At 71.0% G+C, this 25,944-nt stretch carries 21 protein-coding genes; 12 read left to right on the forward strand and 9 right to left on the reverse strand.

Annotated features, from left to right (window positions below; all coding sequences use genetic code 11):
- Positions 1 to 13: 13 nt before the first annotated feature.
- The gene (locus H030_RS0103180; protein ID WP_155891808.1) at positions 14 to 757 is read right to left on the reverse strand and encodes a hypothetical protein; all 744 of its coding nucleotides are present in this window, start codon (positions 755 to 757) and stop codon (positions 14 to 16) included.
- Positions 758 to 1,030: 273 nt separating this feature from the next.
- Between H030_RS0103180 and H030_RS40375 the strand changes: the two genes are divergently transcribed.
- The 7 genes from H030_RS40375 to H030_RS0103215 all read left to right on the forward strand — a co-directional run bounded on the left by H030_RS40375 (position 1,031) and on the right by H030_RS0103215 (position 12,340).
- Positions 1,031 to 5,221, forward strand: coding sequence for a phosphodiester glycosidase family protein (locus H030_RS40375; RefSeq protein ID WP_269208516.1), 4,191 nt, complete (start codon positions 1,031 to 1,033; stop codon positions 5,219 to 5,221).
- 441 nt (positions 5,222 to 5,662) lie between these two features.
- On the forward strand, positions 5,663 to 6,601 hold the full coding sequence (locus H030_RS0103190; protein ID WP_231398349.1) for an ABC transporter permease: 939 nt from the start codon (positions 5,663 to 5,665) through the stop codon (positions 6,599 to 6,601).
- Between the two features lie 110 nt (positions 6,602 to 6,711).
- Positions 6,712 to 8,472 carry an ABC transporter substrate-binding protein gene (locus H030_RS0103195; protein ID WP_196808970.1) on the forward strand — a complete coding sequence of 587 codons (1,761 nt, stop codon included), beginning with the start codon at positions 6,712 to 6,714 and terminating at the stop codon, positions 8,470 to 8,472.
- Between the two features lie 81 nt (positions 8,473 to 8,553).
- Positions 8,554 to 9,510, forward strand: coding sequence for an ABC transporter permease (locus H030_RS0103200; RefSeq protein WP_027005063.1), 957 nt, complete (start codon positions 8,554 to 8,556; stop codon positions 9,508 to 9,510).
- A gap of 16 nt (positions 9,511 to 9,526) precedes the next feature.
- Positions 9,527 to 10,696, forward strand: coding sequence for an ABC transporter ATP-binding protein (locus H030_RS28860; RefSeq protein ID WP_155891809.1), 1,170 nt, complete (start codon positions 9,527 to 9,529; stop codon positions 10,694 to 10,696).
- Positions 10,693 to 11,727 (forward strand): ABC transporter ATP-binding protein, encoded by a 1,035-nt coding sequence (locus tag H030_RS0103210; RefSeq protein ID WP_027005064.1) that lies wholly within the window; start codon positions 10,693 to 10,695, stop codon positions 11,725 to 11,727. The genes H030_RS28860 and H030_RS0103210 overlap by 4 nt, the downstream gene beginning before the upstream one ends.
- Before the next feature lie 205 nt (positions 11,728 to 11,932).
- Positions 11,933 to 12,340, forward strand: a complete 408-nt coding sequence (locus H030_RS0103215) for a YbaK/EbsC family protein (protein ID WP_196808971.1) — start codon at positions 11,933 to 11,935, stop codon at positions 12,338 to 12,340.
- A 14-nt stretch (positions 12,341 to 12,354) separates the two neighbouring features.
- Here the strand turns inward: H030_RS0103215 and H030_RS0103220 are convergent, their stop codons facing one another.
- Both H030_RS0103220 and H030_RS0103225 read right to left on the reverse strand, forming a co-directional pair.
- Complete coding sequence (locus H030_RS0103220; protein ID WP_027005066.1) at positions 12,355 to 14,313, reverse strand: potassium transporter Kup; 1,959 nt, start codon at positions 14,311 to 14,313, stop codon at positions 12,355 to 12,357.
- Entirely contained in the window at positions 14,288 to 14,941 is a 654-nt protein-coding gene (locus H030_RS0103225; protein ID WP_027005067.1) for a hypothetical protein, read from the reverse strand. The genes H030_RS0103220 and H030_RS0103225 overlap by 26 nt, the downstream gene beginning before the upstream one ends.
- Before the next feature lie 95 nt (positions 14,942 to 15,036).
- On the opposite strand from H030_RS0103225, the gene H030_RS0103230 reads away from it, so the two are divergent.
- Positions 15,037 to 15,240 carry a hypothetical protein gene (locus H030_RS0103230; RefSeq protein ID WP_027005068.1) on the forward strand — a complete coding sequence of 68 codons (204 nt, stop codon included), beginning with the start codon at positions 15,037 to 15,039 and terminating at the stop codon, positions 15,238 to 15,240.
- A 22-nt stretch (positions 15,241 to 15,262) separates the two neighbouring features.
- Positions 15,263 to 15,403, forward strand: coding sequence for a hypothetical protein (locus tag H030_RS38810; RefSeq protein WP_155891810.1), 141 nt, complete (start codon positions 15,263 to 15,265; stop codon positions 15,401 to 15,403).
- Here H030_RS38810 and dtd read toward each other — a convergent pair.
- The 4 genes from dtd to H030_RS36185 are packed head-to-tail and all read right to left on the reverse strand — an operon-like array spanning position 15,400 to position 18,340.
- Positions 15,400 to 15,822 carry a D-aminoacyl-tRNA deacylase gene (dtd, locus tag H030_RS0103240; protein WP_027005069.1) on the reverse strand — a complete coding sequence of 141 codons (423 nt, stop codon included), beginning with the start codon at positions 15,820 to 15,822 and terminating at the stop codon, positions 15,400 to 15,402. The genes H030_RS38810 and dtd overlap by 4 nt on opposite strands.
- Positions 15,823 to 15,825: 3 nt before the next feature.
- Positions 15,826 to 16,749 (reverse strand): AEC family transporter, encoded by a 924-nt coding sequence (locus H030_RS0103245; RefSeq protein ID WP_027005070.1) that lies wholly within the window; start codon positions 16,747 to 16,749, stop codon positions 15,826 to 15,828.
- A complete protein-coding gene (locus tag H030_RS0103250) occupies positions 16,746 to 17,747 on the reverse strand; it encodes a DUF4921 family protein (protein ID WP_027005071.1) in 1,002 nt (333 codons plus the stop codon). The genes H030_RS0103245 and H030_RS0103250 overlap by 4 nt, the downstream gene beginning before the upstream one ends.
- A complete protein-coding gene (locus tag H030_RS36185; protein ID WP_051221571.1) occupies positions 17,744 to 18,340 on the reverse strand; it encodes a TlpA family protein disulfide reductase in 597 nt (198 codons plus the stop codon). The genes H030_RS0103250 and H030_RS36185 overlap by 4 nt, the downstream gene beginning before the upstream one ends.
- A gap of 194 nt (positions 18,341 to 18,534) precedes the next feature.
- Here H030_RS36185 and H030_RS36190 point away from each other — a divergent pair, with 194 nt between their 5' ends.
- From H030_RS36190 to H030_RS0103270, 3 genes are read left to right on the forward strand one after another with little or no spacing between them, the layout of a single operon-like run.
- Positions 18,535 to 22,341, forward strand: coding sequence for a DEAD/DEAH box helicase (locus tag H030_RS36190; protein ID WP_027005072.1), 3,807 nt, complete (start codon positions 18,535 to 18,537; stop codon positions 22,339 to 22,341).
- Positions 22,316 to 22,816, forward strand: a complete 501-nt coding sequence (locus H030_RS39495) for a PH domain-containing protein (RefSeq protein ID WP_051221573.1) — start codon at positions 22,316 to 22,318, stop codon at positions 22,814 to 22,816. The genes H030_RS36190 and H030_RS39495 overlap by 26 nt, the downstream gene beginning before the upstream one ends.
- A complete protein-coding gene (locus H030_RS0103270) occupies positions 22,806 to 24,407 on the forward strand; it encodes a PH domain-containing protein (RefSeq protein WP_081690469.1) in 1,602 nt (533 codons plus the stop codon). The genes H030_RS39495 and H030_RS0103270 overlap by 11 nt, the downstream gene beginning before the upstream one ends.
- Positions 24,408 to 24,451: 44 nt before the next feature.
- Here the strand turns inward: H030_RS0103270 and H030_RS28880 are convergent, their stop codons facing one another.
- On the reverse strand, positions 24,452 to 25,138 hold the full coding sequence (locus H030_RS28880) for a biotin--[acetyl-CoA-carboxylase] ligase (RefSeq protein WP_051221575.1): 687 nt from the start codon (positions 25,136 to 25,138) through the stop codon (positions 24,452 to 24,454).
- Positions 25,135 to 25,938 (reverse strand): SAM hydrolase/SAM-dependent halogenase family protein, encoded by an 804-nt coding sequence (locus tag H030_RS0103280; protein ID WP_035125802.1) that lies wholly within the window; start codon positions 25,936 to 25,938, stop codon positions 25,135 to 25,137. The genes H030_RS28880 and H030_RS0103280 overlap by 4 nt, the downstream gene beginning before the upstream one ends.
- Positions 25,939 to 25,944: the final 6 nt, after the last annotated feature.

The following is a 25,944-nucleotide window of genomic DNA, read 5'->3' on the forward strand; positions in this document are numbered from 1 at the left end:
TTCCCAAGAGCGGCTACGAGCAGGCGATCGCCCCGTTGGTCTGATCGCCCGCCGTCGCGCCCGTGCTGTCGTAGAGGTAGTGCGCGGTGACCTGGTACCTCCAGCCGCCCTTCGGGCACCTCGTGCTCACGATGTAGTCCTTGGCGTAGGACTTGCCGCCGACCGTGAACCTGATGTTGTTGAGGTTCAACGGCACCCCGGCCACGAGCTGCAGCGAGCGCGGGATCGCCACGCTCTCGCTCTCGCCCCACGGGCCGGTGGCCGGCCGTGTGGTCCTGAGCGTCAGCGTCTCCCGCACGCGGGCGGGGTTGTCGAGGACCGCGTAGGCGTACGTGATGTCCGGGCCGCCGTTGGCGAACGTCACGCGCAGCGACGCCGGGACCGTGTCGGCCCTGCCGGTCGCCGTCGCCGCGCCCATGATCGACCCCTTCGGGCAGCCGGCCGGTCCCCGCCGGTCGAGCGTCGCCTTCGAGCAGGTCGCGAAGCGGCCGCGGTTCCACACCAGCCCGCGCCCGACCAGGATGTCGATCCCGGTCACGATCGGCGGCTCCAGGTCGGGCGCGGTGGTCAGCCTGGCGGTTGCGGAGATCGCCAGGCCGCGGGGGTGGGCGGGCGTCCCCGCCCTGCTCGGCGAGGCGACGGCGTGCGCCTCGATCCGTGTGGCCGGCTGGTCCTGGGCGAACGCCGGGACGACGACGGCGACGACGGCGCCCGCCGCGGCCACGGCGGCGAGGGCATGCGGGGCTCGGGTCTTCATGGCGCCGAGTCTGCGCCGCGGCGGCGCGCACCACCACGGGGCGAGCACCCTGAACTCGACCCTGAAGGACATCAACTCGACCCCAGGTCACCAGATGATGACATCTGGGAAACGGCTGGGAAACCGCTGTGAAGGGTCCCATCGGCGACAAATGCGGTACGGGGCCGTGCCGGGTACGCACGCGTCCCCGGACCGTCTCCCTCACCGGAAGGACCCTCGTTGTCATCCCCACACACGCCGCGTTCGCGGCGTCGCGCCCGGCTGGGCGCCGCCGTGGCGGCCGCTGCCCTCGTCGTGGCGCTGCCCACCGCCGCGCAGGCTGCCGACCAGCTCGCGCTGACCGACAGGACCGAGCCCCTCGGGCCCGGCATCACCCTCCGCCACCTCAAGACGCTGAGCGCGTCCGGGTGGCTCGACGAGCAGGTGCTGACCGCCGACCTGGGCAACCCGGCCGTCTCGTCGGACCTGCTCAGCTCCGGCAAGGTCGCCAAGGGCTCGCCGATCTCCGACCAGGCGGACGCCGCCGGCGCGATCGCGGGCGTCAACGGCGACTTCTTCGACATCGACAACTCGCAGGCGCCGCTCGGCGTCATGGTGCAGAACGGGACGCTGCTGAAGTCCCAGCAGGCGGGCGCCTGGAACGCGGTCGGCGTCGGCCAGGACGGCATCGGCCGCCTGATCGACACGACGCTGCAGGCGTCCTCGACCGTGCACGGCGTCGACTACCCGCTCGCCACGGTCAACGCCGCGGGCGGCGCGCCCGCGGGCGCGATGATCGCCTACACCTCGGCGTGGGGCTCGTACTCGCGCGCGATCGGGATCGGCACCTCCACCAACGTCGCCGAGGCGACGATCGCCGACGGCAAGGTCGTCTCGATCAACTCGACCGGCGCCGGCTCGGGCGACATCCCGGCCAACGGCTTCGTGCTCGTCGGCCGCGACAGGTCGGCCGACGCGATCCGCACCTTCCAGCCCGGCGACAACGCGTCGTTGTCCTATGGGTTGAAGGACGCCGTCGCGCAGCAGATGAAGTTCGCGCTCGGCTCCAACACGCCGCTGGTCACCGACGGCCAGGTCAACCCGCAGGGCGACACCTCGGTCGCGCCGCGCACGGCGATCGGGTTCAAGGACGGCGGCAAGACCATGTTGTTGGTCACGACCGACGGCCGGCAGACGTTCAACCCGGGCCCGACGCTGACCCAGATGGGCCAGATCATGCAGGGCCTCGGCGCGACCATGGCCATGAACCTGGACGGCGGCGGCTCGACGACGATGGTCGCCGCGCCGCTGGGCCAGCAGGACGTCACGGTCCGCAACGTGCCGTCCGACGGGCACGAGCGCAACGATCCCGACGGCGTCGGCCTGTTCGTCAGCAGGGGCGACGGCACGGTCCACGACCTCGTGGTCCAGCCCGCGGGCGACGACTCAGAGGACGCCCGCGTCTTCCCCGGCCTGCACCGCACGCTGGTCGCCAAGGGCCTCGACGACCACCTGACGCCGGTCGCGCTGGCGCGCGGCGACGTCCGCTGGTCGGCCAACGGCGGCGCGACGGTCGACAACGGCCAGGTCGCCGCGCCGGACACCACGTCCGGCGGGTCGATCCGCGTGCGCGCCACGACCGACACCGCGCAGGAGGACGAAGCGGTGCGGGTCCTGCATCCGGTCCAGGCGCTCGAGACCTCCAGCCAGCGGCTGTCGTTCGGCGCCGCGGGCGCCGACCAGGCCCAGACGCTGACGGTCACCGGCCGCGACGACCAGGGCTACACGGCCCCGATCGAGGCCGAGGACCTGGACCTCGACTACGACCACTCGGTCCTGCAGATCCAGCCGAGCGGCTCGGCGCTGAAGATCGTCCCGCTGAAGGCCGGCGGCACGGTGCTGACGCTGAAGGCCGCGGGCGTGACCAAGCAGCTCGCGATCTCGGTCGGCGTCCAGACCGTTGACGCCTATGACTTCAACGCCGGCGGCGTCGCCGCGGGCCGCTGGAAGTTCACGGGCACGGCGACCGCCAACGCCAGGGTCACCGACGCGAGCGACGGCATCCACATCGACTTCGCCGCCGCGCGCAACATCGGCCTCACGGCCAACGGCTCGGGCCCGAGGATCCAGGTGCCGCTGCCCGGCCAGCCGCTGGTCGTGCGGATGCACGTGTACTCGTCGGTCGCGATGGCCCTGTCCTACCTGTCGGTCGCCAACGGCAACGGCGGCTATACCGGCCTGTACTCCACGCCGGTCAGGGTCGGCTGGCAGGACATCGACTTCGCGATCCCGGCCTCGACGCCGTTCCCGATCTCCTTCGACACGTTCCAGGGGATCGAGACGACCGTCGCCAACCAGAGGGCCGGGACCATGATCATCGGGTCGGTCTCGGCCGACATCCCGAGCCCCGTCGACCAGCCCGCGGTCCCCGCGCTGCAGGCCGACCGGCTGATCTCGCCCGACGGCACGCTGCCCACGGGCGGCAGGGACTGGAACTTCGCGACGTTGAGCGACATCCAGTTCACCGCCGACAACCCGACCCTCGCCCAAGCGGGCATCGCGGCGATCCAGCGGATCCGCAAGACCCACCCGGACCTCCTGGTCCTCAACGGCGACGTCACCGACCGCGGCCTGCCGCAGGACGTCACGCTCGCCCGCCAGGTCCTGGAGGAGGCCGGCTGCGACATCATCCCGGTCGGTCAGGAGCCCGCAGCGGACAGCACGCCCGATCCGAACGGCAAGCTGCCCTGCTACTACGTGCCGGGCAACCACGAGTCCTATGGGTTGAACAACGTCCAGTCCGACACGAGGCCGTGGGAGGCCGAGTTCGGCCGGCCCTACCGGACCTTCGACCACAAGGGCACGCGGTTCGTCCTGCTCGACTCGGCGCTCGGCAACCTGCACGCCTCGGCGTGGCAGCAGCTGCCGATGCTCCAGCAGGCGCTGGACTCGGCCAAGGACGACAACTCGATCGACGACGTGATGGTGTTCGCGCACCACCCGGTCGACGACCCGGCCGACACGAAGTCCTCGCAGCTCGGCGACCGCGACGAGGTCAGGCTGATCGAGAAGCTGCTCACGGACTTCCGCGAGCAGTCGGGCAAGGGCGCGGCGATGGTCGGCTCCCACGCCCAGATCGCCAACGTCCACCGCGTCGACGGCGTCCCGTACACGGTGCTCCCGTCCTCGGGCAAGGACCCGTACGGCACGCCGGACCGCGGCGGCTTCACCGGCTGGCTGCGCTGGGCGGTCGATCCGGCCAAGGACGCCGGCCAGCAGTGGCTGACCGCCGACGTCCACGCGTTCGCGCAGTCGATCACGCTCAACACGCCCGACAGCGTCGAGGTCTCGCAGACCGCGACGCTGAGCGGCTCGATCGTGCAGCCGGAGGGCGTGGCGCCCGGGACCCGCGTGGTGCCGCTGCGCTACCCGATGTCGGTGCGCTGGGGCGGCGACGACGGGCTGGCGGTCGGCTCGGGCGCCGACGCGATCGACGCAGCCCGCAGGGCCGGCAAGGTCGCGATCCTCGATCCGCGGACGGAGGTCCTGACCGGCCTGCGCGCGGGCAGGGTCGCGATCACCGTGACCAACGACTCGCTGCGCCAGTACACGGACGACTCGTCGCTGGCGCCCGTCACGGTCAGCAAGACCGTGACGGTCAGGCCCTACAGCGGGCCCGGCCCGCGGGCCGATGTCGCCACGCCGGTCTTCCCGGACCAGATCGTCGGGACGATCAGCGCCGCGCAGAGGGTCGTCGTCACCAACACCGGCGACGCCCCGCTGCACGTCAAGAACATCAAGATCACCGACGCCGACGGCCGCAGCGCCGGCGACTTCGTGATCGCCGACGACGGCTGCGGCTCGGCGACGGTCCCGGCGGGCGCGGCGTGCACGGTCCTGGTCCGGTTCGCGCCGGCCCGGGAGTCGGTCACCTCGCACGAGACGCTGACGCTCGGCGACGACAGCGCCGAGGGCGCGCACGCGGTCGACCTGACCGGGACGAGCGTCCCGGCGCCGGCGGTCGGCGAGAAGGGCGACAGGGGCGACACCGGCGCGACGGGCGATACCGGCCCGGCGGGCCCGGCCGGGGCCACCGGAGCGACCGGTCCGCAGGGCCCGACCGGTGAGCAGGGCCCGGTGGGTCAGCAAGGTGACCAAGGGACCAGGGGCGACACCGGCCTGACCGGCGCCAACGGCGCCGCCGGACCGGTCGGAGCCCAGGGCGTCAAGGGCGACCCCGGTCGCGACGCCGCCGTCACCTGCAAGGTCAAGGGCAGCAGGAGCGTCGTCTGCTCGGTCGTCTTCGTCGCCGGGCAGGCGAAGGTGAAGGCGGCGTCCTCCGCACGCCTGACGCGCAACGGCCGCACCTACGCCAAGGGCTCCGTCGCCCGCCTGCGCACGGTGCGCAGGGTGGTCAAGGGCGGCTACAGCCTCCGCGTGGGCAGCGGCAGGAGCGCCGCGATCTACCGGATCACGATCCGCTAGCGCAGCGCGAGCCGGCAGCATCGCGGCACCCGGCCGCGTCGCCACGCCGTGCGTCCCCCGAGGGCGCGCGGCCGGCGGCGCGGCCGTTCGCGTTCCTGGGGAGCGCCTGTGCGCCATGCGCACGCCGTTTGGGCCTGCGCCGATTCGGCACACCGTTGCGGTGACGACTTGTCCAAACTGGAGTCGCTTGGCTCTGGGACTCGCGTGAAGGTGAGATTGTGTGTGGTCAAGTCACCTGACATATCCCCCTCAAGAGGAGTAGCCTGCGCGCGGTTCGTGGCTGGGCCTCTCCCATTGAGGAGGTGCAGAGGCCCTGATAGCGCGGACGTTCGAACAGCTTCTGGGAGAGGGACCCATCAAGCAGGACGACACCACACTCGTGGGGGCCGAGGCGTGAGCACCGGCACCCCCGAATCGCTCATCGAGAGCGAACCCGTCGACGTGACGGAAAGCAACGCAGCGGATATCGCTGCTCGCTCGCCCCTGGAGCTCTTCTGGAGGCGCCTGCGACGCGACAAGGTCGCGCTGATCGCGCTTGGCGTGGTCGCGTTCATGATCTTCGTCGCGATCTTCGCGCCGCTGATCGTGAGGGTCTTCGGCCTGCCGGACCCGAACACGCAGAACGACAACCTGCTCGACGACTTCGGCTCCCCCACGGGGCCGAGCTCCGCGCACCCGATGGGCGTCGACCAGCGTGGTCGCGACGTCCTGTCCCGGGTGATCTACGGAGCCCGCGTGTCGCTGGAGGTCGCGATCATCGCGACCGTCCTGATCGTGCTCATCGGCGTCACCGCCGGGCTGATCACCGGCTACTACCGCGGCAAGGTCGACACGCTGCTGTCGCGCGTCATGGACCTGTTCCTGGCCTTCCCGGTCCTGGTCCTGGCGGTCGGCCTCGGCGTCGCGTGCGCCGACGGCTGCCTGAAGGTCGCCGGCCACAGCGTCATCTCGCCGGGCATCCCGGTGATCATCTTCGTGATCACGCTGACGACGTGGCCCTACATGGCCCGCATCGTGCGCGGTCAGGTGCTGTCGCTGCGCGAACGCGAGTTCGTCGAGGCGTCCCGCTCCTTGGGCGCCAGCGACAAGCGCATCATCTTCCGGGAGCTGCTCCCGAACCTCATCGCCCCGATCATCGTCTACGCGACGGTGCTCATCCCGCAGAACATCCTGTACGAGGCGGCTCTGTCGTTCCTCGGCGTCGGCGTGGATCCGTCCAAGCCGAGCTGGGGCGCGATGATCTCCGACGCCACCTCGATCTTCCAGGACGCTTGGTGGTTCATGGTCTTCCCAGGCCTGGCGCTGCTGATCACGGTCCTCGCCTTCAACATCGTCGGCGACGGACTGCAGGACGCGCTCAACCCGCGGACGTCGAAGTAGTGCACGTGCGACGCCGCCCATCCCCTGTGTCGAGCCCTGAGAACGCTCGACCGCCCCATCAGAAAGGACCCCACATGTCTCGGAGTCACCTCCGATTCCTGGTGGCGAGCATGCTGGTCGTGCTCGCGTTCGTGATCGCAGCCTGTGGCGGCGACGACAACAACTCGTCGTCGACCGGCTCCACTTCCGGCGCCGCCGCCGATTCGAACAACGGCAAGACCGCTGACGCCGCCGCCAGGAAGGGCGGCACGGTCACGATGCTCGCCGCCTCCGACGTCGACTACGTCGACCCGGGCCACACCTACTACACGTTCGGCGAGATGGTGACGCTGGCGACCAACCGCCCGCTCTACTCGTTCAAGCCGGACGACGCCAACAAGCCCGTGCCGGACCTCGCCGACGGCGAGCCGCAGATCTCCGCCGACAAGGAGACCGTCACGGTCAGGATCAAGCCGGGCATCAAGTACGCCCCGCCGGTCAACCGCGCGGTCAAGTCGGCCGACGTCAAGTACGCCTTCGAGCGTTTCTTCTCGGTCAACGTCGGTGGTCAGTACGCCACCTACTTCAACATGATCAAGGGCGCGCCGCAGAAGCCGACGACCGGCGTCAAGCCGATCTCCGGCATCGAGACGCCCGACGATCAGACGATCGTGTTCCACCTCACCAGGCCGACGGGCGTGCCGTTCTCGGCCGCGCTGGTCATGCCGATCTCGGTGCCGGTGCCGGAGGAGTACGCCAAGCCGTTCGACGCCAGGAACCCGTCGACGTACAACACGCACGTCGCGTTCACCGGCCCGTACATGATCAAGAACAACGCTTCTGGATCGCTGACGGGCTACAAGCCGGGCAAGAGCATCACGATCGTCCGCAACCCGAACTGGGACGCGAAGACGGACTACCGCCCCGCCAACGTGGACGGCTACCTGCTCCGCACCAACGCGACCGACGCCAACGTGTCGGCCCGTCAGGTGATCGACGGCAACTCGATGTTGCTGGACACCAACCCGCCGGCGAACATCCTGAAGGAGCTCGTCACCAAGACCAAGGACCAGTACCTCTCGGTCCCGTCGGGTGGCTACCGCTACTTCCCGTTGAACCTTGAGGTCAGGCCGTTCGACAACATCAACGTCCGCAAGGCCGTCATGGCGGGCTTCTCGCGCAACGCCGCGCGTCTGGCCCGTGGTGGCAAGTACGTCGGTGACATCGCGACGCACTGGCTGCCGCCGAACTTCCCTGGCTTCGACCAGGCCGGCGGCTACAAGGGCTTCCCGGACATCGATTTCTTCAACGCCAACAACGAGGACGGCGACATGACCGTCGCCGCCAAGTACTTCAAGGCGGCGGGTTACCCGTCGGGCAGGTACACGGGCAGCGAGCAGCTGCTGGTCGTCGGCGCGAACGCCGACCCGGGCAAGGCCCAGGCCGAGGTGGCCACGGCCCAGCTGCAGAAGATGGGCTTCAGGGTCCGTCTGCGTCTCGTCCCGCAGGACGCGGTCTACACCGATTGGTGCCAGGTCCCGTCCAAGAGGGTCGCCATGTGCGGCGGCGCCGGCTGGTTCAAGGACTTCGCCGACCCGCAGTCGATGCTCGAGCCGGTCTTCAAGGGCTCGAACATCAACCGTCAGAGCGGCAACATCAACTACTCGATGTTGAACGATCCGAAGGTTGACGCGGCGATGAACAAGGCCGCGCTGGCCGCTGGTGATGACCGCCTCAGGCAGTGGGCGGCCATCGACAAGATGATCATCGAGGATGCCGCCGGCATCCCGTTCATCTGGGACAAGACCACGCTGGTGCGTTCGAAGAACATCGTCGGCGTCGCGAACCCGTACATCGCGCTCTGGGACCTGTCCTACATCTCGATCAAGTAGCACCCTGATCCGCGCTCGCCGCCCCCGGGACCTCGGTTCCGGGGGCGGCGCCGCACGGTTGGAGAACTCTTCCCCACACCTATGGCCAGCTACATCGCTCGACGGATCCTCTGGACGATCCTCCTGCTGTTGGTGATCACCGCGGTCACCTTCCTCATCTTCTACGTGTTGCCGACGGCCGACCCGGCCGCGCTGCGTGCAGGACGCGATCCGTCCCCTGACCTGATCAGGGCCATCAAGCATCAGCTTGGGCTCGACCAGTCGCTGCCACAGCAGTACTGGCACTACACCGACCGGCTGTTCTTCCACTTCGACTTCGGTCAGAGCTTCATCAACAACACGTCGGTGAAGTCGCTGATCTTCGACCGGCTGCCGAACACGATCTTCCTGGTCGTCGGCGCCGCGGTGATCTGGTTCACGGCCGGCGTCGTGATCGGCACGGTCTCCGCCACGCGGCGCGGCTCGTTCGCCGATCGCTTCCTGATGGGCGGCGCGCTGATCGCGATCTCCGCGCCGGTCTACTGGATGGGCCTGGTCTGCCTGTACCTCTTCGCCGACGACATCGGCAAGTGGAAGATCTTCCCGGGCTCCGGCTCCTATCAGGACGCCCACGGGTTCTTCGAGAAGTGCTGGACCTTGCTGCTGCCCTGGATGGTGCTGGCCGCCGCGTTCGCCGCGATCTACGCGCGACTGCTGCGGTCCAACCTCCTGGAGACCATGAGCGAGGACTACATCCGCACCGCGCGGGCCAAGGGCCTGAAGGAGAAGCGGGTCATCGTGCGCCACGGGCTGCGCTCGGCGATCACGCCGATCGTGACCGTGCTCGGCCTCGACATCGGCATCCTGATGGGCGGTGCGATCCTGACCGAGACGGTGTTCAACATCGACGGCATCGGGCGCCTGTCCTATGACGCGATCCAGCGTGGCGACCTCGCCACGATCCAGGGCACGACGATCGTCCTGGCCGCCGGCGTGGCGATCATGTCGCTCGTCGTCGACGTGCTGTACGCGTTCCTCGACCCGCGCGTGCGCTACTAGTGAGGGAGTGAGTCCCATGGCGCAGCCGCTGCTTGAGGTCAAGGACCTCGTCGTGCACTTCGAGACCGAGGACGGCATCGTCCAGGCGGTCGACGGGATCAGCTACACGGTCGACAAGGGCTCGGCCCTCGGGATCGTGGGCGAGTCCGGCTCGGGCAAGTCCGTGTCCTCGATGACCGTGATGGGCCTGACCCGCGCGGGCAACGCGAGGATCAGCGGGTCGATCACGTTCGACGGCAAGGACCTGCTCGCCGCTTCGGACGAGGAGATCCGCAGGGTCCGGGGTGGGGAGATCGCGATGATCTTCCAGGACCCGCTGTCCTCGCTGCATCCGTTCTACAAGATCGGCCACCAGCTGGTGGAGGCCCACCGGTCGCACAACAACGTCTCGAAGGCGCAGGCGCGCGATCGCGCGATCGAGATGTTGGGGTTGGTCGGGATCCCGGATCCGCGGCAGCGGATCGACGGCTACCCGCACGAGTTCTCGGGTGGCATGCGCCAGCGCGTGATGATCGCGATGGCGCTGATCAACGACCCCAAGTTGCTGATCGCCGACGAGCCGACGACCGCGCTGGACGTCACCGTGCAGGCGCAGATCCTGGAGCTGATCCAGAAGCTGCAGAGCGAGCTGGACACCGCGGTGGTCATGATCACCCACGATCTTGGTGTCGTGGCCGAGGTGACCGAGGACATCGCGGTCATGTACGCGGGGCGGATCGTCGAGTACGGCACCGCCGACACCGTGTTCGCGGCGCCGGAGCACCCGTACACGTGGGGGCTGCTGAAGTCGATCCCGCGGCTGGACACGCCGCGCGACCAGGAGCTCGTCCCGGTCTACGGGCGGCCGCCGTCGTTGATCAACAAGCCTTCCGGGTGCTCGTTCCATCCGCGCTGCCCGTACGTGCGCGAGGCGCACAAGAAGATCGACCCGGTGCTCGAGCCGGCCGGCGGGACCGATCCGTCGCACAAGGTGGCGTGCCTGCTGCCGGCGGCGACACGGCGCGAGCTGTGGGCCGGCCTGCGCGCGGGCGAGACGCCGGACCAGGTGATCGAAGAGGTCGAGATCCCGGAGGAGAAGCTGTCGGCTTCGGCAGAGGGCGCCGAGGTGGCAGGCGGCGCCGTGTCGAGCGGCGAGCCCGCCGCTCCGGCGGAGACGACCGCCGAGACGAACGAGGTGACGGAGTGAGCGCCGGCAGCGACAACCTGGTCGAGGTCCGCGACCTCCAGATGCACTTCCCGATCCGCTCGGGGTTCCTGATCCAGCGCCAGGTCGGAGCGGTCAAGGCCGTCGACGGCGTGTCGTTCGACGTCAGGCGCGGCGAGACGCTGGGCCTGGTCGGCGAGTCCGGTTGTGGCAAGTCCACGACCGCGCGGCTGATCACGAAGCTGCTCGACCCGACCGGTGGCTCGATCATGTGGGACGGCCGCGACATCGCCGGCCTCTCGCGCAAGCAGATGAAGCCGCTGCGTCGCGAGATGCAGATGATCTTCCAGGATCCGTACTCGTCGCTGAACCCGCGCAAGACGGTCGGCACGATCATCGGCGAGCCGTTCATCATCCATGGCGTCGAGACCGACGAGCGCAAGCGCAAGGGCCTCGTCCAGGATCTGATGGAGCAGGTCGGGCTCAACCCGGAGCACTACAACCGCCTGCCGCATCAGTTCAGCGGCGGTCAGCGCCAGCGCATCGGCGTGGCCCGAGCGATCGCGCTGAAGCCGAAGCTGATCGTGGCCGACGAGCCGGTTTCCGCGTTGGACGTGTCGATCCAGGCGCAGGTGCTGAACCTGCTCAAGCAGCTCCAGCGCGATCTCGGGCTGACGGTCATCTTCATCGCCCACGACCTGAGCGTCGTGCGCCACACCTGCGACCGCGTCGCGGTGATGTACCTCGGCAAGATCGTGGAGCTGGCGTCGTCGGAGGAGCTCTACGCGCATCCGCGGCATCCGTACACGGGCGCGCTGCTGTCAGCGGTGCCGGTCCCGGACCCCCGCCTGGCGCGCAACAAGAACCGCCAGGTGCTGGGCGGCGACGTCCCCTCGCCGGCCAACCCGCCGTCGGCCTGCCGCTTCCACACGCGCTGCCCGAAGTTCGTCGAAGGCACCTGCGACGTCGTCTACCCCGACCTCGAGGTCAAGGACGGCGGCAACCTCACAGCCTGCCACTTCCCCCTGACCGACGAAGAGATCGCCCGCCGCGTCCCGACGGCCGCGGCCTAGCACCCTCCGGACGGCCGCCCTCCGGCGGCCGTCCACCCACTCCGCGCCGCTTCTGGCTCGGTACACACGCCTCGACTCGCCGCGGCGCTTCCGGCGTCGGTGGCCGCGGCAGGCGTTGCCGCTCGGTCAACGGTGCATTTTGGTTCGTATGGAACCCAAATGCACCGCTCACCCCGCGCGGCGACCTCCGGATAGGCTCGGGGTCATGTACGAGGGTGCCGTCACGTTCGATGAGCCGGCTCATACCGCTGAGCAGGCGGCCGCTGCGATCGGCGTCGAGGTGGGCGCCATCGTCAAGTCGTTGGTGTTCTTGCGGGGTGAGACGCCGGTGATGGTGTTGTGCTCGGGGGCCAACATGGTGGACAACGAGGCGTTGGGGCTGACGCGCGCGAGTGCGAGGTTGGTCAGGGACGTCACGGGGCAGCCGATCGGCGGTGTCGCGCCGTATGGGCATCCGCAGCAGCTGGAGACGCTCGTCGACGAGGACCTGCTCACGCACGACGAGGTCTGGGCCGGCGCCGGGGATCCCAACAAGGTGTTCCCGATCGCCCCGGTCGACCTCCTGCGCAAGACCGGCGGCACGCCCGCGCGCGTGCGGGTCCGTAGCGCCTAGGCCGCCGCCGACACCTACAACTCGACGTGGGAGCCCATGACGACGGTCCTGTCGTCGGGCAGCCCGAAGTACGCCACCGGGTTGGACGTGTTGCGCGACATCGCCATGAAGAGCTTCTTGCGCCAGCGCGCCATCCCGGGCGCGCCGGTCATGACGATCGTCATGCGCGAGATGAAGAAGCTCGCGCCGTTGACGTCGATCGAGCCCTCCATCTGCTTCGACGCCCGCCGCAGCGTGCGCGGGATGTCGACGTCGTCCTGGAACCCGTGGTGCGCGGTCAGGTGGACGATGCCGTCGTCGCCGTAGCCGAGCTCGTCGACCGTCACGCGCTCGACCTCGCGCACGTGCGGGACGCGGTCGACCACGACGCTGACGATCACGACGTTCTCGTGCATCACCCGGTTGTGCTCGAAGTTCGCGCGCAGCGCCAGCGGCGTCGTGTCGATGTTGGCGTTCAAGAACACCGCGGTGCCCGGCGCGCGGAAGACCGGCGGGTCGACCGCGTGGACCTCGTCGATGAACCCGCGCAGCGGGCCCTCCTCCTCGGTCCGGTTGGCGGTCAGGATCTGCCGGCCCTTCTGCCACGTCGTCAGGACGGTGAAGATGATCGCAGCGATCAGCAACGGGAACCAACCGCCGTGCACGACCTTCGGCAGGTTCGCGGTGAAGTACGTCAGGTCCACCAACAGGAACACGGCCGCACCCGCCACCGCGGTCCGCAGCGGCCTCCTCCACACCACGTGCACGACCACGAAGAACAGGATCGTGTCGATCGCCAGCGTCCCGGTCACCGCGATCCCGTACGCGGACGCCAGGTGCTGCGACGACTGGAACCCGAGCACCAGCGCGACGACCGCCACGAAGATCCCCCAGTTCACGGCCGGCGCGTAGACCTGCCCGATCTCGCTCCGCGACGTGTGGCGGATCGTCAGCCGCGGCAGGAACCCGAGCGAGATCGCCTGGCGCGTCACGCTGAACGCCCCGCTGATCACGGCCTGCGACGCGATCACCGTCGCGAACGTCGCCAGCACCACGACCGGGATCCGCGACCAGTGCGGCATCAGCAGGAAGAACGGGTTCTCGATCGCCTTCGGATCCCGCAGGATCAGCGCGCCCTGGCCCATGTACTGCAACAACAGCGCCGGGAACACGAGCCCGAACCACGCGCGCCGGATCGGCGGCCGGCCGAAGTGCCCCATGTCGGCGTACAGCGCCTCGGCGCCGGTCACGGTCAGCACGACCGACCCCAGCGCGATGAACGCGGTCGACCCGTGCTCACCCAGGAACGCGATCGCGTAGGACGGCGACACGGCACGCAGGATCCCCGGATGCTGGACGACCTCCACCAGTCCGGTGACCGCGAGCAACGTGAACCAGATGCCCATGACCGGCCCGAACAGCCGCCCGACCGCGCCGGTCCCGAAGCGCTGGATCGAGAACAGCACGGTCAGGATCGCCAGCGTGACCGGGACGACCCACTCGTGGAACGACGGCGAGACGACCTCCACGCCCTCGACCGCAGAGAGCACCGAGATCGCCGGCGTGATCATCCCGTCGCCGTAGAACAGCGACGCGCCGAAGATCCCCAACATGATCAGCGTGACCTGCGCCCAGCGCCTCTGCAGGTTCACGCTCTGGATCCGCGCGATCAGGGCCATGATGCCGCCCTCGCCCTCGTTGTCGGCGCGCATGATCAAGGTCACGTACTTGATCGAGACGATGATCGTGATCGTCCAGAAGACCAGCGAGATGACGCCGTAGACCGTCGTGTGCGTCGGCTGCACGGCGTGGTGGTCGGCCGAGAAGACCGACTGCAGCGCGTACAGCGGCGACGTCCCGATGTCGCCGAAGACGACGCCGAGCGCACCGAGCGTCAGCGCGGCCGCGCCGCCGGCGTGGACCGCGGTGGCCGGGCGCCCGTGCGCGTGCCCGTCGTCGGGCGTGTGCTCAGGCGCCGGCTTGGACGCCGTCATCCGTGTCGTCCTCGTCCTCGTCGTCTTCGTCGTACAGGGACTCGCGCGCGACCTCGCGGCCGACCGCGTCGAAGACCGCGACGTCGAGCGTGTCGCCGCGGTAGTCGTCGGGCGCCAGCAGCGTGAAGCGGTTCTCGATCAGGATGCACTGGTCGACCGTCACGCCCGCCAGCTCGGCGGTCGCCACCGCGACGCGGTCGACGACCGGCGTGCCCCACACGAGCGTCATCGCCGCGACCGCGCCGTTCTCACCGCGCCAGCCGCCGACGACCTCCTCGCAGACGTCGATCCTCCACTCCGGGTTCTGCTCGACGGTCTCCTCCGTCCAGTCGGCGGTGGAGACGAAGTGGTCGGGCTCCTGGCCCTCCTCGACCGCGGGGGCGAAGGAGACGACGCCGTACAGCTCCAGGCCGGACGAGGTCCGCGACGTGGCCGGGACGAACGTCCGCCCGCCCCAGGTGCGGTCCGGGAACCAGACGATGTCGCCCGGCTCGCCGACCTCATCCTCGATCGCCAGGCACGCCGCCAGGAACTCCTCCCGCAGCTTGTCCGCCCAGCGCCCGTAGGGCAGCAGCTCCTGCGGCGGCTCAGCGGCGAAGCGTGGGACGAAGCGATCCTCGGGCGGCATTGCGGGGACCATACGCGCTTGCGCGCGGCGCGGGCGGTCGGCCGATGGGCCAGGGATGCTCGCGTCTGCGCACCGCTGAAGCTACGCTGCGCGACGTGCAACCGGCGGCGCTGTGGAGACGGTACCTGAGGTTCCGGAAGAACCCGGTCTACGACGGCGTGATCACCGGCTGCTGCTTCATGCCGCTGATCCTGCTCTGGCATCCGTTCGGCAACGCCCTGGATGTCCTGCTGGCCTTCGCGCTGCCGGTGACGCTCGGCCTGCTCGGCTGGCGCGAGCGGCGGGCGGAGCGCGAGTGAGCATCCGCATGCCTGGCAGCGGGTGAGCTCGGTGTACCTCGCGGCCTTCGCGCTCCCGGCCAACGTCATCGGGACGCGCCGCTGGTTCCGCGAGCGCGCGGAGGAGCATGTCGAGTCCGACGCCTTCGCGCAGCGCGTCGCCGACGAGCGGCTCGCGCGCTAGGGCAACTCCATCAACAAGGTCACGGGGCCGTCGTTGACGAGGGTGACCTCCATGTGCGCTCCGAAGATCCCGCCTTGCGCGCCGAGGCGGTCCCGGAAGCGGTCGTAGAGCGGTTCCGCGTGCTCGGGGCGGGCTGCGGTGATGAAGGAGGGGCGGTTGCCTTTGCGGGTCTCGCCGTAGAGGGTGAACTGGGAGATGACGAGGATCTCGCGGTCCGGGCCGAGGGCGTCGTTCATCTTGCCGTCGGCGTCCTCGAAGATGCGTAGTGCTGCAACCTTGTCGGCCAGGCGGTCGCAGATCGCCTCGTCGTCCTCGTGGGTCACCCCGAGGAGCACCAGGAGGCCCGGGCCGATCGAGCCGACCACGGCGCCGTCGACCGACACGGAGGCCGACGAGACGCGTTGGATCAGTGCGCGCATGAGCTAGATGATGGGGGAGAGGATCAGCGCGAGCACCACCACGAGCGTCGTCGACCACGCGATCGTCGCCGCGGCGAGCCGCAGGTCCAGCCCGTAGAGGTGGCCGACGATCAGCGCGTTGATCCCCGACGACATCCCGGCCTGGAGCAGGTACGCGTCCGGCACGGAGACGGTCAGCGCGGAGAAGAGCGCGAGCAGCGACGGCGCCACCGCCAGCCGCAGCGCCAGCGACACGCCGACGGCGGGCGACAGCGGCGGCGGGAAGCCGAACGAGCCCTCCTCGCGCTCGGCCATCATGTTGACCCCCAACATGAAGAACCCCAGCGGCAGCACGGCGTAGGCGGCGCCGAAGCGCGCGACCCTCACGATGGCCTCCGGGGCAAGGGCATCAGGAACGATCAACCCCAGGATCAACGCCCAGATCACCGGGTTCTTGGTCAGGAACGCCCGCGCGCGCTCACGCGGCGACTCGCCCGCGTCGGTCCCGTACGCGGCGCCCACCGCGAACCCCGCGGTGTACAGCATCACCTGCGAGATCACGGTGTCCCACGCGATCGCCGGCGCCAGCGCGTCGTGCCCCAGCAGCGCGCCGGCCAGTGGCGTACCCAAGTACCCCGTGTTGGCCAGGATCACCGTCAGGATCAGCGTGCCCACCGACGGCCGCGGCAGCTTCAGGACCCGCGTCCCGATCTGCGCGGCGAGGACGCCGACGATCGCCAACTCCAAGTACCCCAACAACAACCCGATGCCCACGCCGCCGCCCAGGTGCAGCCGCGCCACGACGAAGAACACGATGAACGGCAGGATCACCCACACCATGACGTCGATCAGGCGCCTCGTGAACCGCTGCGCGCCCTCCCCGTAGCGGCGCTCGGCGAACGCGCCGACCAGGGTCGACGCGACGATCGCCAGCGCGACGAGGATCACGCGGCGGCGTCGCGCAGGCGCGCGGCTGCGGCTTCCGGCGCCACGATGTTCAGCCCGACGCCGGTCCCGAGCTCCAGCCCGGCGAGGTGCGTCAGCCGCGGCGTGATGTCGATCCGCCAGCAGAAGTGCTCGGCGCCCGCGGGCGCCGTCCGGACCCACAGGTTCAGCGGCGGCATGAACCCCAACACGCTCCGCAGCCGCCCGAGCGCGTCGTGCAACGCGGCGGCGCCGAAGGCACCGTCGTACGACGGGTCCTCGAACGGCCCCACCGGGCGCCGCGGCGCCAGCATCAACTGGTACGGGAACCGCGCGGCGTACGGGCTCAGCGTCACGACCTCGTCGTCGATCGCGACCAGCCGCTCGCGCAGCCGGACCTCCTCGGCGACCAGGTTCTCCATCAGGTTGCCGCCCATCGTCTGCACGGCGTAGGCGCCGAAGCGCTCCCGCTCGCGCGCGACCTGGGCCGGCACGAAGTCCAAGGCGTACAACTGCGCGTGCGTGTGCGGCAGCGACGCGCCACCCTCGACGCGCTCGTTGACGAGCAGGTGCACGTAGGCGGCGTCCGCCGCGTGCGCGCGCATCCGCTCGCGCCACATCGACAGCGCCAGCCCGACCTGCTCGACGCTCAGCGACCCCAGCGACGTCACGGGATCCGGCGCGTTGACGATCACCTCGTGCGCGCCCCGCGCGGGCGTCGCGGTGAACAGCTCCGGCGCGTGCGAGCCATCGACATCATCAAGGTCCGCCACCAAGGCGGGGTACTTGTTCGGGACCACGCGGACGACCCACCCCGGCCCGTCTGGCGCGCTCCCGTCCGGACGCAGCGCGGCGACCTCCGGCGGTGTCTGGGCCTCGTTGCCCGGCGCGAACGGATCGCCCGCGGCGTCGACGACACCGGCGTCGGCCGACGCGATCGGCCACCCGCCCGGGCGCTCCGCGCGCCCACCCGCGACGATCGTCTTCAGCCCGGTGAGCGGATCGACGCGGACTTCGTTCACTGGGGCTGGCCCAAGGCGTAGCGCTTGATGTCGGCCGCGAACCCGTCGTCGCTCGTGTACGGCCCGTCGTGCACGTACTGCTGCTTGCCGCGCGCGTCGTAGAACACGGTCGTCGGGAAGAACTTCGCGATCCCGAGGTCCTGCGCGATCCGCGAGTTGCGATCGACCAGCGACGGATACGGCACCGGGAAATGCGACAGGAACTTGCTCGCGTCGCCGTCGTTGTCCTGCGAGTCCAGGCCCAGGAACGCGACCTGCTTGCCGTACTTGGCCGACGTCGCCTGCAGCACCGGGAACTCGCCGCGGCACGGCGCGCACCACGAGGCCCACTTGTTGACCACGACCGGGTGGCCCTTCAGCGCGGCCAGCTGCTCGTTGTAGGACCTCTTGGTCGCCGGGATCAGCTTCGACGGCTTCGCGTACAGCGCGGCCAGCGGCCCCGGCGCGGCGGCCAGCGACCGCGACGCGGCGGTCACGTTGAACCTGTCCGGCTCCGGCGCCCTGGTGCTCCCTCCGCTCTGGAGGATGCCGACGACCACGATGGCGATCACCACGCCACCGCCGAGGACCCAGAACCACGCACGCCGCGACATGCCCCGGAACGTTAGCTGGACGTCGCTGGGGAACCGCCGTCCGATCAGGTATCCTTGGCGTACGAGGCGAGGGAACAGCTGCTGTTCACGGGAGCCCCCTCGCGTCCTTCGGTCCCATCCCCCGGGACCGCCAAGCGCACGTCCGCCGCTCCGGTTCCTTCGCGGACGCCCCTCACTCAGAGCAGAGCCGCTGCATGGCTGAATCAACGCCGCCGGCCTTCGAGGCCGCAACCGTCCCCGATCCGGAACTCGTCAAGCGCGCCGAGGCGTTCACCCGTGAGCGCTTCCTGCACGAAGGCGAGGACCCCGCGGTCGCCCTTGCGCCCGGGTCCGCCCGGCGCCGCGCGCTCGACTTCGCGCTGCTGGAGATCGAGCGCGGCGAGAAGGTCCCGAGCACGAAGTGGCGGCGCCGCTACGCGCTGCTCCTCGGTCTGGAGCGCGTGCTCTCCGAGGACGAGCCGCGCCTCGCCGACGGCACGCTGCTCAACCCGCACCAGGTGGATGCGCTCTCGGGCACGCTCGTCGCGCTGCTCGCCTCGACCCAGAAGGGCGCCAACGGCAGCGCGGTCGCCGCCGACGCGGCGCCGGTCCTGGCCGTCGAGGAGGAGGTCGCGCCGGAGTCCGAGGCCGCGGCTGCGGAGCCCGAACCCGACGAGGTCGAGCCGGACGACGACCACGACGAGCACGACGACGACGATCACGACGACGACGAGCCCGAGGACACCACCCCGGTCGACATCGAGATCGAGGGCCTCGACGACGAGGACGAGGAAGAGGACGAGCAGCCCTCCGAGGAGGAGCTCTACGACGACGAGGCCGACGAGGACGTCGACGAGGACATCGAGGAGGGCGCGGCCGACGACCCCAACGCCGACAAGCGCTTCTGGTTCGAGCACGCGACCGGCGCCGGCAAGACCGTCGCGGCGATGGGCTTCGTCGAGGCGTCGCGCACCGGCGGCGTCCTGATCCTCACGCACCGCCGCAACCTCGTCGACCAGTTCCTCGGCGAGCTGCACCAGCGCGGGTACGGCAAGCGCGAGTCCCCGCCGCTGCTGGACTCCGACACGGGCGCGACCAAGCGGGTCGACGGCCCGGTCACGGTCGAGACCTACCAGTGGTTCGTCCGCAACGCCGGCCGGATCTCCGACGCCTACACGATCGTCATCTGCGACGAGGCGCACACGGCGCTGGGCGACAAGACGTCCGCCGCGATCCGCGCGTGGACCGGCCCGATCTTCGTCGGCATGACCGCGACGGGCGCGTTGATCGCCCGCCACGTCACCGACCTCTTCCCGACCCAGACCTCGCGCTTCGACCTCGCCCAGGCGGCGCGGCGCGGCGTGATCGCGCCGCTGCGGTCGCTCCGGATCCCGCCGGGTCCCGGCGTCCGGACGATCGCCAAGGTGCCCTTGCGCAAGGGCGAGGTCGACGTCGAGTTCGACCAGGAGATGCTGGCCGAGCTGCTGGACCAGCTGCCGTTCAACCTGGCGATCGCCGACCTCTACAAGACGCGCTTCAACGGCGTCCCGGGGGTCGTGTACGCCGCAGGCGTGCGCCACGCGATGAACGTCGCTGAGGCGTTCCGGGAGCTGGGGATCAAGGCGATGGGCGTGTCGGGGGAGACCCCGAAGCGCGAGCTCGCCGAGATCCTGGCGAAGTACGAGCGCGGCGAGATCGACGTGCTGGTCAACGCGCAGCTGCTGGCCGAGGGCTGGAACTCGCCGCGCGCGACCATCTGCATGCACTTGGCGCCGACGGCGTCCAAGCGCATCTACCAGCAGCGCGTGGGGCGCGTGACGCGGCGGCATCCGGGCAAGGAGTCCGGGATCGTCGTGGACTTCGTGCACCCCGCGACGCGGCACGACGACCCGGTCGTGACGCTGCACTCGCTGCTGGACCGCGACGTCTACCGCGGTGGCGCGATCGTCGTCGGCCCGGTGCGGCGCGGGCGTGGCCGGCGGGTCCGGGTCGAGCGCCGGGTGATCCCGGTGACGGCCGACATGGACAAGCGCGTCGAGGTCTTCGAGCGCGAGCTGTGGCGGATCGCCGTCGAGTTCCTGGACTACGGCGAGCAGGTGCAGTGGGCGGCGCTGGCGGGTGCGCGGGTGGCTCCGAGTGGCTGGCGCCGCGCGCGGGCGATGTTGCACTTCGACAAGACCGGTGAGCTGAAGCGGGCGTTCCTGCTGACGTCGGTCGAGCGCAACAAGAACTCGCAGCTGCGGCTGCGCGCGCTGCAGGAGATCGCGCAGGCGCGCGACGCCGACGCGTTCGAGCGTGCCGTTGACGTGGTCCGGACGTGGTCGCGTGACGAGCGGCGCGAGGGCGTCAAGGTGTTGTTGCAGGCCTTGGCCGAGCGCCGGATCGGTCGCCGGGATCAGGCGTCGCACTGGATCTGGGACCTCGCCGACATGACGCGCGACGTCCACGAGGAGTACGCGGTCCAGCGCTGGCCGGAGACGAAGCGGTTGTTGGGGTTGTTGGTGAACTCCAGCGGCGGCGCGCATGCGCGCAACGCTCGTCGCCTGGTGCACGCGGCACGGAAGCAGGACCGGCGCTTGAGCGCCGCGCTGCTGGCCGCCGCGGTCGCGCACACGCCCGAGGCGATGGAGGTCGTCCGGGGCGCGCGCACGCGCATGGCCCGGAAGCCGAGCGCGCTGTCGCGCGAGCTGCTGCGCAACTTCCCGAAGCGCAAGGGCCGCAACCGCAGGCGCAGGGGCAAGAAGGGCGACGAGGCGGTCAAGGCCACGCAGGTGGAGGTCGCTGTCGGCGCCGTCGACGAGGCGGTCGCCGCGAACGGCGGCGCGACCGAGGCTGCCCCGCAGCAGGACCAGCAGCCGTCGAGGAAGAGGCGCCGCCGCTCCCGCCGCAAGCGCAACGGGAACGTGAACGCCAACGGGGCGGAGCAGCAGCAGGTCGACACGCCGCAGGCCGAGACGCCGCAGGCCGAGATCGACCACGAGGCCGCCGCCGCGGGCATCGAAGCCGCCGCGGCGCTGCTCCTGGGCGGCCGCACCGAGACGCCGGACGCGCGCCGCCGCAGCACCCCCGTCTCCGACGGCCGCCGCCGCGGCACCCCCGTATCCGCACCCACGGACGAGACCCGCCAGCGCACGACGCCCAAGTCCGCCGAGCCCGAGCCCGAGTCGACGCCGGCCGCCGAGACTCCGGCCGAGGCCGAGGCTCCGAAGCCCCGCCGCCGTCGCACGCCGAAGGCCGCTGCCGCCGCGGAGTCGACCCCGGCCGTCGAAGCTGCGCCGGCCGAGCCGACTCCGACCGCCGACGCTCCGGCCGAGGAAGCGCCCAAGCCGCGCCGTCGTCGCACGCCGAAGGCCACCGAAGCCGCAGACCCCGAGTCGACCCCGACCGCCGACACTCCGGCCGAGGAGGAAGCTCCGAGGCCACGCCGTCGTCGCACGACGAGGGCCGCCGAAACGACCGACACGGCGACTCCGCCCGCCGACGACGAAGCGCCCAAGCCGGCGCGCCGCCGGACGACGAGGGCTGCCGAGGCGGAGGCGACTCCGGCCGAGGATGCTCCGAGGCCGGCGCGTCGCAGGACCGCGAGGGCTGCCGAGTCCGCGGACGGCGAGGCTGCGAGGCCCGCGCGTCGCAGGACGACGAGGGCTGCCGAGTCCGAGGCTGCGAGGCCGGCGCGTCGCAGGACGACGAGGGCTGCTGAGTCTGAGGGCGGCGAGGCTGCGAGGCCGGCGCGTCGCAGGACGACGAGGGCTGCTGAGTCGGAGGACGGGGAGGCTGCGAGGCCCGCGCGTCGCGGGACGACCAGGGCCGCTGAGTCCGAGGCTGCGAGGCCGGCGCGTCGCAGGACGACCAGGGCTGCCGAGTCTGACGGCGAGGCGGCCAGGCCGAGGCGGAGGCGGACGGTCAGGGCGGCTGAGGCGCCGGAGCAGTTGTCGCTGGATGCGACCGCCGCGGAGGAGTCGAGGCCGGCTCGCCGGACGCGCCGCAGGGCGGGCGATGATCAGCTCGACGACGCCGCGTAGCGAGCCGGATCAGGCGCTCGCGTCCGCGGCGCGGACGATCTGGACGGTCGAGATGGTGGCGTCGACCGCGGGGGCGACGCTCGCCGCGGTCATCGCCGGTAGCGCTATCACCGACCATGCGCACGGCGGCTGGCACACGTTCGGTTCGATCTTGCCGTACGTGGTCGCGATCCTCGGCGTGCTGCTCGCCGCGACGGTCCCGACCCTGCGCGTCCGCCGCTGGCGCTGGCGCCTGGACGACGACGAGCTCGACCTCCGCCGCGGCATCGTCGTCGACACCCGCACGATCGTCCCGCTGACCCGCATCCAGCACGTCGACATCCGCCGCACCGTCTGGTCGCAGCTGTTCGGCGTCGCCTCCGTCGTCGTCCACACCGCCGCCGGCACCACCGAGATCCCCCTCCTCCCGGAAGCCACCGCCGCCGGCGTCCGCGACCGCATCGCCGGCCTGATCCGCACGCCCGATGACGAGTGACGACCCCTCCGTCCCACCACCCGCGCCGGAGTCTCCGGACCCCGGGTTGAGCGACGGCCGCCCCGCGTCGCAGCAGGCCGCGCCGAGTGACGACCGCGTCGCGTCGCCGCCGGCTGTGTCGAGCGACGAGCGCGCCGAGGTGCAGCCGGCCGCGGCGGAGTGGCAGGCGCCGGCGGCTCCGGACGCCGGGGTGGGTGGCTCAGCGGCGGATGGGCCGTACCGGCTGCATTACGCCGCGGCCGTCGCGCACGGGTTGCGGAGCTTGCGCGATGCCGCGGTGCCGTTGTTGATCGCGGTCTTCGCGGGCGGTGGTGGGGGTGGGATGCTCTCGCTCGGGATCGCGGTTGTTGGTGTTGTCGTGACGTTCGCGTTGGGGATCGCGCGGTGGCAGACGACGACGTACACGATCACGCCTGGCGCCCTGCACTACCGGTCGGGGCTGCTCTCGCCGGACGATGTGGTCGTCCCGATCGAGCGGATCCAGGCGGTCGACACGATCGCCGGGCCGGTGCAGCGGCTGTTCGGCGTCACCGGCCTGCACGTCCAGACCCCGGGCGGCGGCGATGACGGGGACGTCGTGCTGTCCGCGCTGTCGGCCGCCGATGCCGCGCACCTGCGCGCCGCGCTCGGCCATGCCGACGAGGCCGCCACCGAGGAGGACAGGCATCCGTACCGGCAGCTGTCGACCCGCTCCCTGCTGCTCACCGCCCTCACGGCCCCGCAGCTGACCGTCGTGCTCCCCGTCGTCGGTGCCGCCTTCGGCGTCCTGCAGGACGGCAACCTCGCGGGCTCGGGCGAGGCAGAGGTCAACAACATCAACTCGTTCGGCGAGGCTGCGACCATCATCATCATCTTGCTGGTCGGCGCGTGGGTGCTGTCGTTCCTGGGCGCGATCGTCGCGTTCGCGGGCTTCGAGGTCGAGCGGGCCGAGGGGCGGCTGCGGCTGCGCCGCGGGCTGCTCCAGCGCCGCGCGGTCAGCGTCCCGGTCGGGCGGATCGACGGCGTCCAGATCGTGGAGTCCCCGCTGCGCCGGCCGTTCGGGCTCGTCACGCTGCGCCTCGAGGTGACGAGCCTCGGCGGCCGCGAGACCGCCGCCCGGACCCTCTACCCGCTGCTGCCCCGCCGCGACGTCCCGGACCTCCTGGCCACGCTGCTGCCCGAGCTTTCCGGCTCGCTCGCGATCGCCGACCGCCCACCCGCGCGCGCCCGGCGCCGCTACGTGACCTGGCCGCTCGCCGCCGCGCTCGCCGCCTCGGCGTTGTTGATCATCTTGCTCCCGGCCGCGTGGCCCGCCGCGCCGGTCCTGGTCGTGCTCGCGATCCTGTCCGGCCTCGACGCCTACAACATCGCCGGCCTGCGCCTGCACGAGACCGAGCCCCGGATCATCGTCCGCGCGCGCCGCCGCGGCTCGCGCGTCACGCTGATCGCCCGGCGGCGACGCCTGCAGGAACTCGAGCTGACCCGCTCCCCGCTGCAGCGCCGTGCGGGCCTCGCCTCGATCCACCTCGAGGTCGCCCGCGGGACGCGCCTCGGCGTCCGCCACGTCGAGCGCCCGCTCGCCGTCCGCGTCCTCGACGACGCCCCGGCCTGAGCCGCCGCGGGGCGCGAAGGGCGGCGGCGGTGCGGTGTCGCGGGCTAGGAGGGGAGCCGGCCGAGGTGGACCTCGCCAGCGTTCAATGTGATGGTCTCGCCTGAGGCGAGGGTGACGAGGAGCTCACCGGTGGCGTCGATGCCGGCGGCGGTGCCGGTGCCGCCGGACCAGGCGATCGTCTGGCCGAGCAGCGCGTCGCGCGCCCGCCAGGCGGCGAGGGTCTCCTCAAGGGGCGCGGCCAGCCACGACGACAGCGCGGCGAGCAACGACGACAAGAACGGCTCGACCTCCGACCGCGCCCGCCCGAGCGAGCCGGCGCGGTCCTGCACCTCCGGCGGCAACAGCGCGACGTCGACCGCCACGTTGACGCCGATCCCGAGCACGGCCCAGCCCTCGTGCGGGCGGCCCTCCGCCAGGATCCCCGACACCTTGCGCCCGTCGACCAGAACGTCGTTGGGCCACTTGATCCTCGCGCCGTCGCCGATCGTCTCGGCCACCGCCACCGCCGCGATCAGCGGCAGGACCGGCGGTGGGTCGCGCAAGATGATGGACATGGTCACCGCGGCGCCGACCTGCGTCGTCCAGACGCGCCCTTGACGGCCGCGGCCGGAGGTCTGCGCCGAGGCGGTCACCAGCGCTCCGGAAGGCGCGCCTGCTGCCGCGAGGTCCCTTGCGCGGTCGTTCGTGGAGCCGACGGTCCGGAGATGGAGGCGCGGAGTCCCGAGCTTCATCGCGGCCGGATGCGCAGCTCGTCGTCGATCGCCACGCCCAGCAGCTCGCGCGCCGAGCCGCGGTTCACGGCCAGCGCCAGCGTCCGGTAGGCGTCTTCGTAGAGCAGCAGCTGCCCCGCCGGCACGTCGGCGAACGTGGTCGCGTAGACGCCCGCCCTGTCGTTGACGACCACGCCGTGCCCGAGCCGGAACCCGGACTCCGTCAGCTCCGCGTGCTCGACGTCGAGCATCACGTTCCCGAAGCGGTCGAAGCCCACGGCGTGCGCGAACAGCTCGTTCGCCTCGGCATCCAGGAAGGCCAGCGGCATGTCGGCCCGGACGATCTCGTCGGCGTCGATCGGGTCGCCCGCCTCGAGCAGCTCCGCGCCGCCCGCCAAAGCGGCAGCCACGGGCGCGAAGAGATCCCGCCCGTGGAACGTGGCCGAAACCGGCTCCAGCCGGTGCTGCGACCGCGTCACGTCCACGACCTCCGCGATCCCCCCGAACCGCTGCGCCGCCAGCGACAGCAGCCCGTTGTCGGGCCCGACCAGCAGCCGGTCCTCCTCGGTCGTCCGCAGCGCGATCGCGCGCCGCGCGGTCCCGACGCCTGGATCGACGACCGCCAGGTGCACGCCCGGCGCGCAGAACGGCAGCGACCGCCGCAGGACCATCGCCGCGCTCCGCACGTCGTGGCGCGCCAGCCCGTGCGTCAGGTCGATCACCCGCGCGTCGGGCGCGATCCGCGCCATCACCGCGTGGCAGACGCCCACGAAGTCGTCTTCGAGGCCGTAGTCGGACAGGAACGTGATCGGACGCGCCATCGCGCG

Source organism: Conexibacter woesei Iso977N (assembly GCF_000424625.1).
In the GTDB taxonomy this organism is placed as follows: Bacteria; Actinomycetota; Thermoleophilia; order Solirubrobacterales; family Solirubrobacteraceae; genus Baekduia; species Baekduia woesei_A.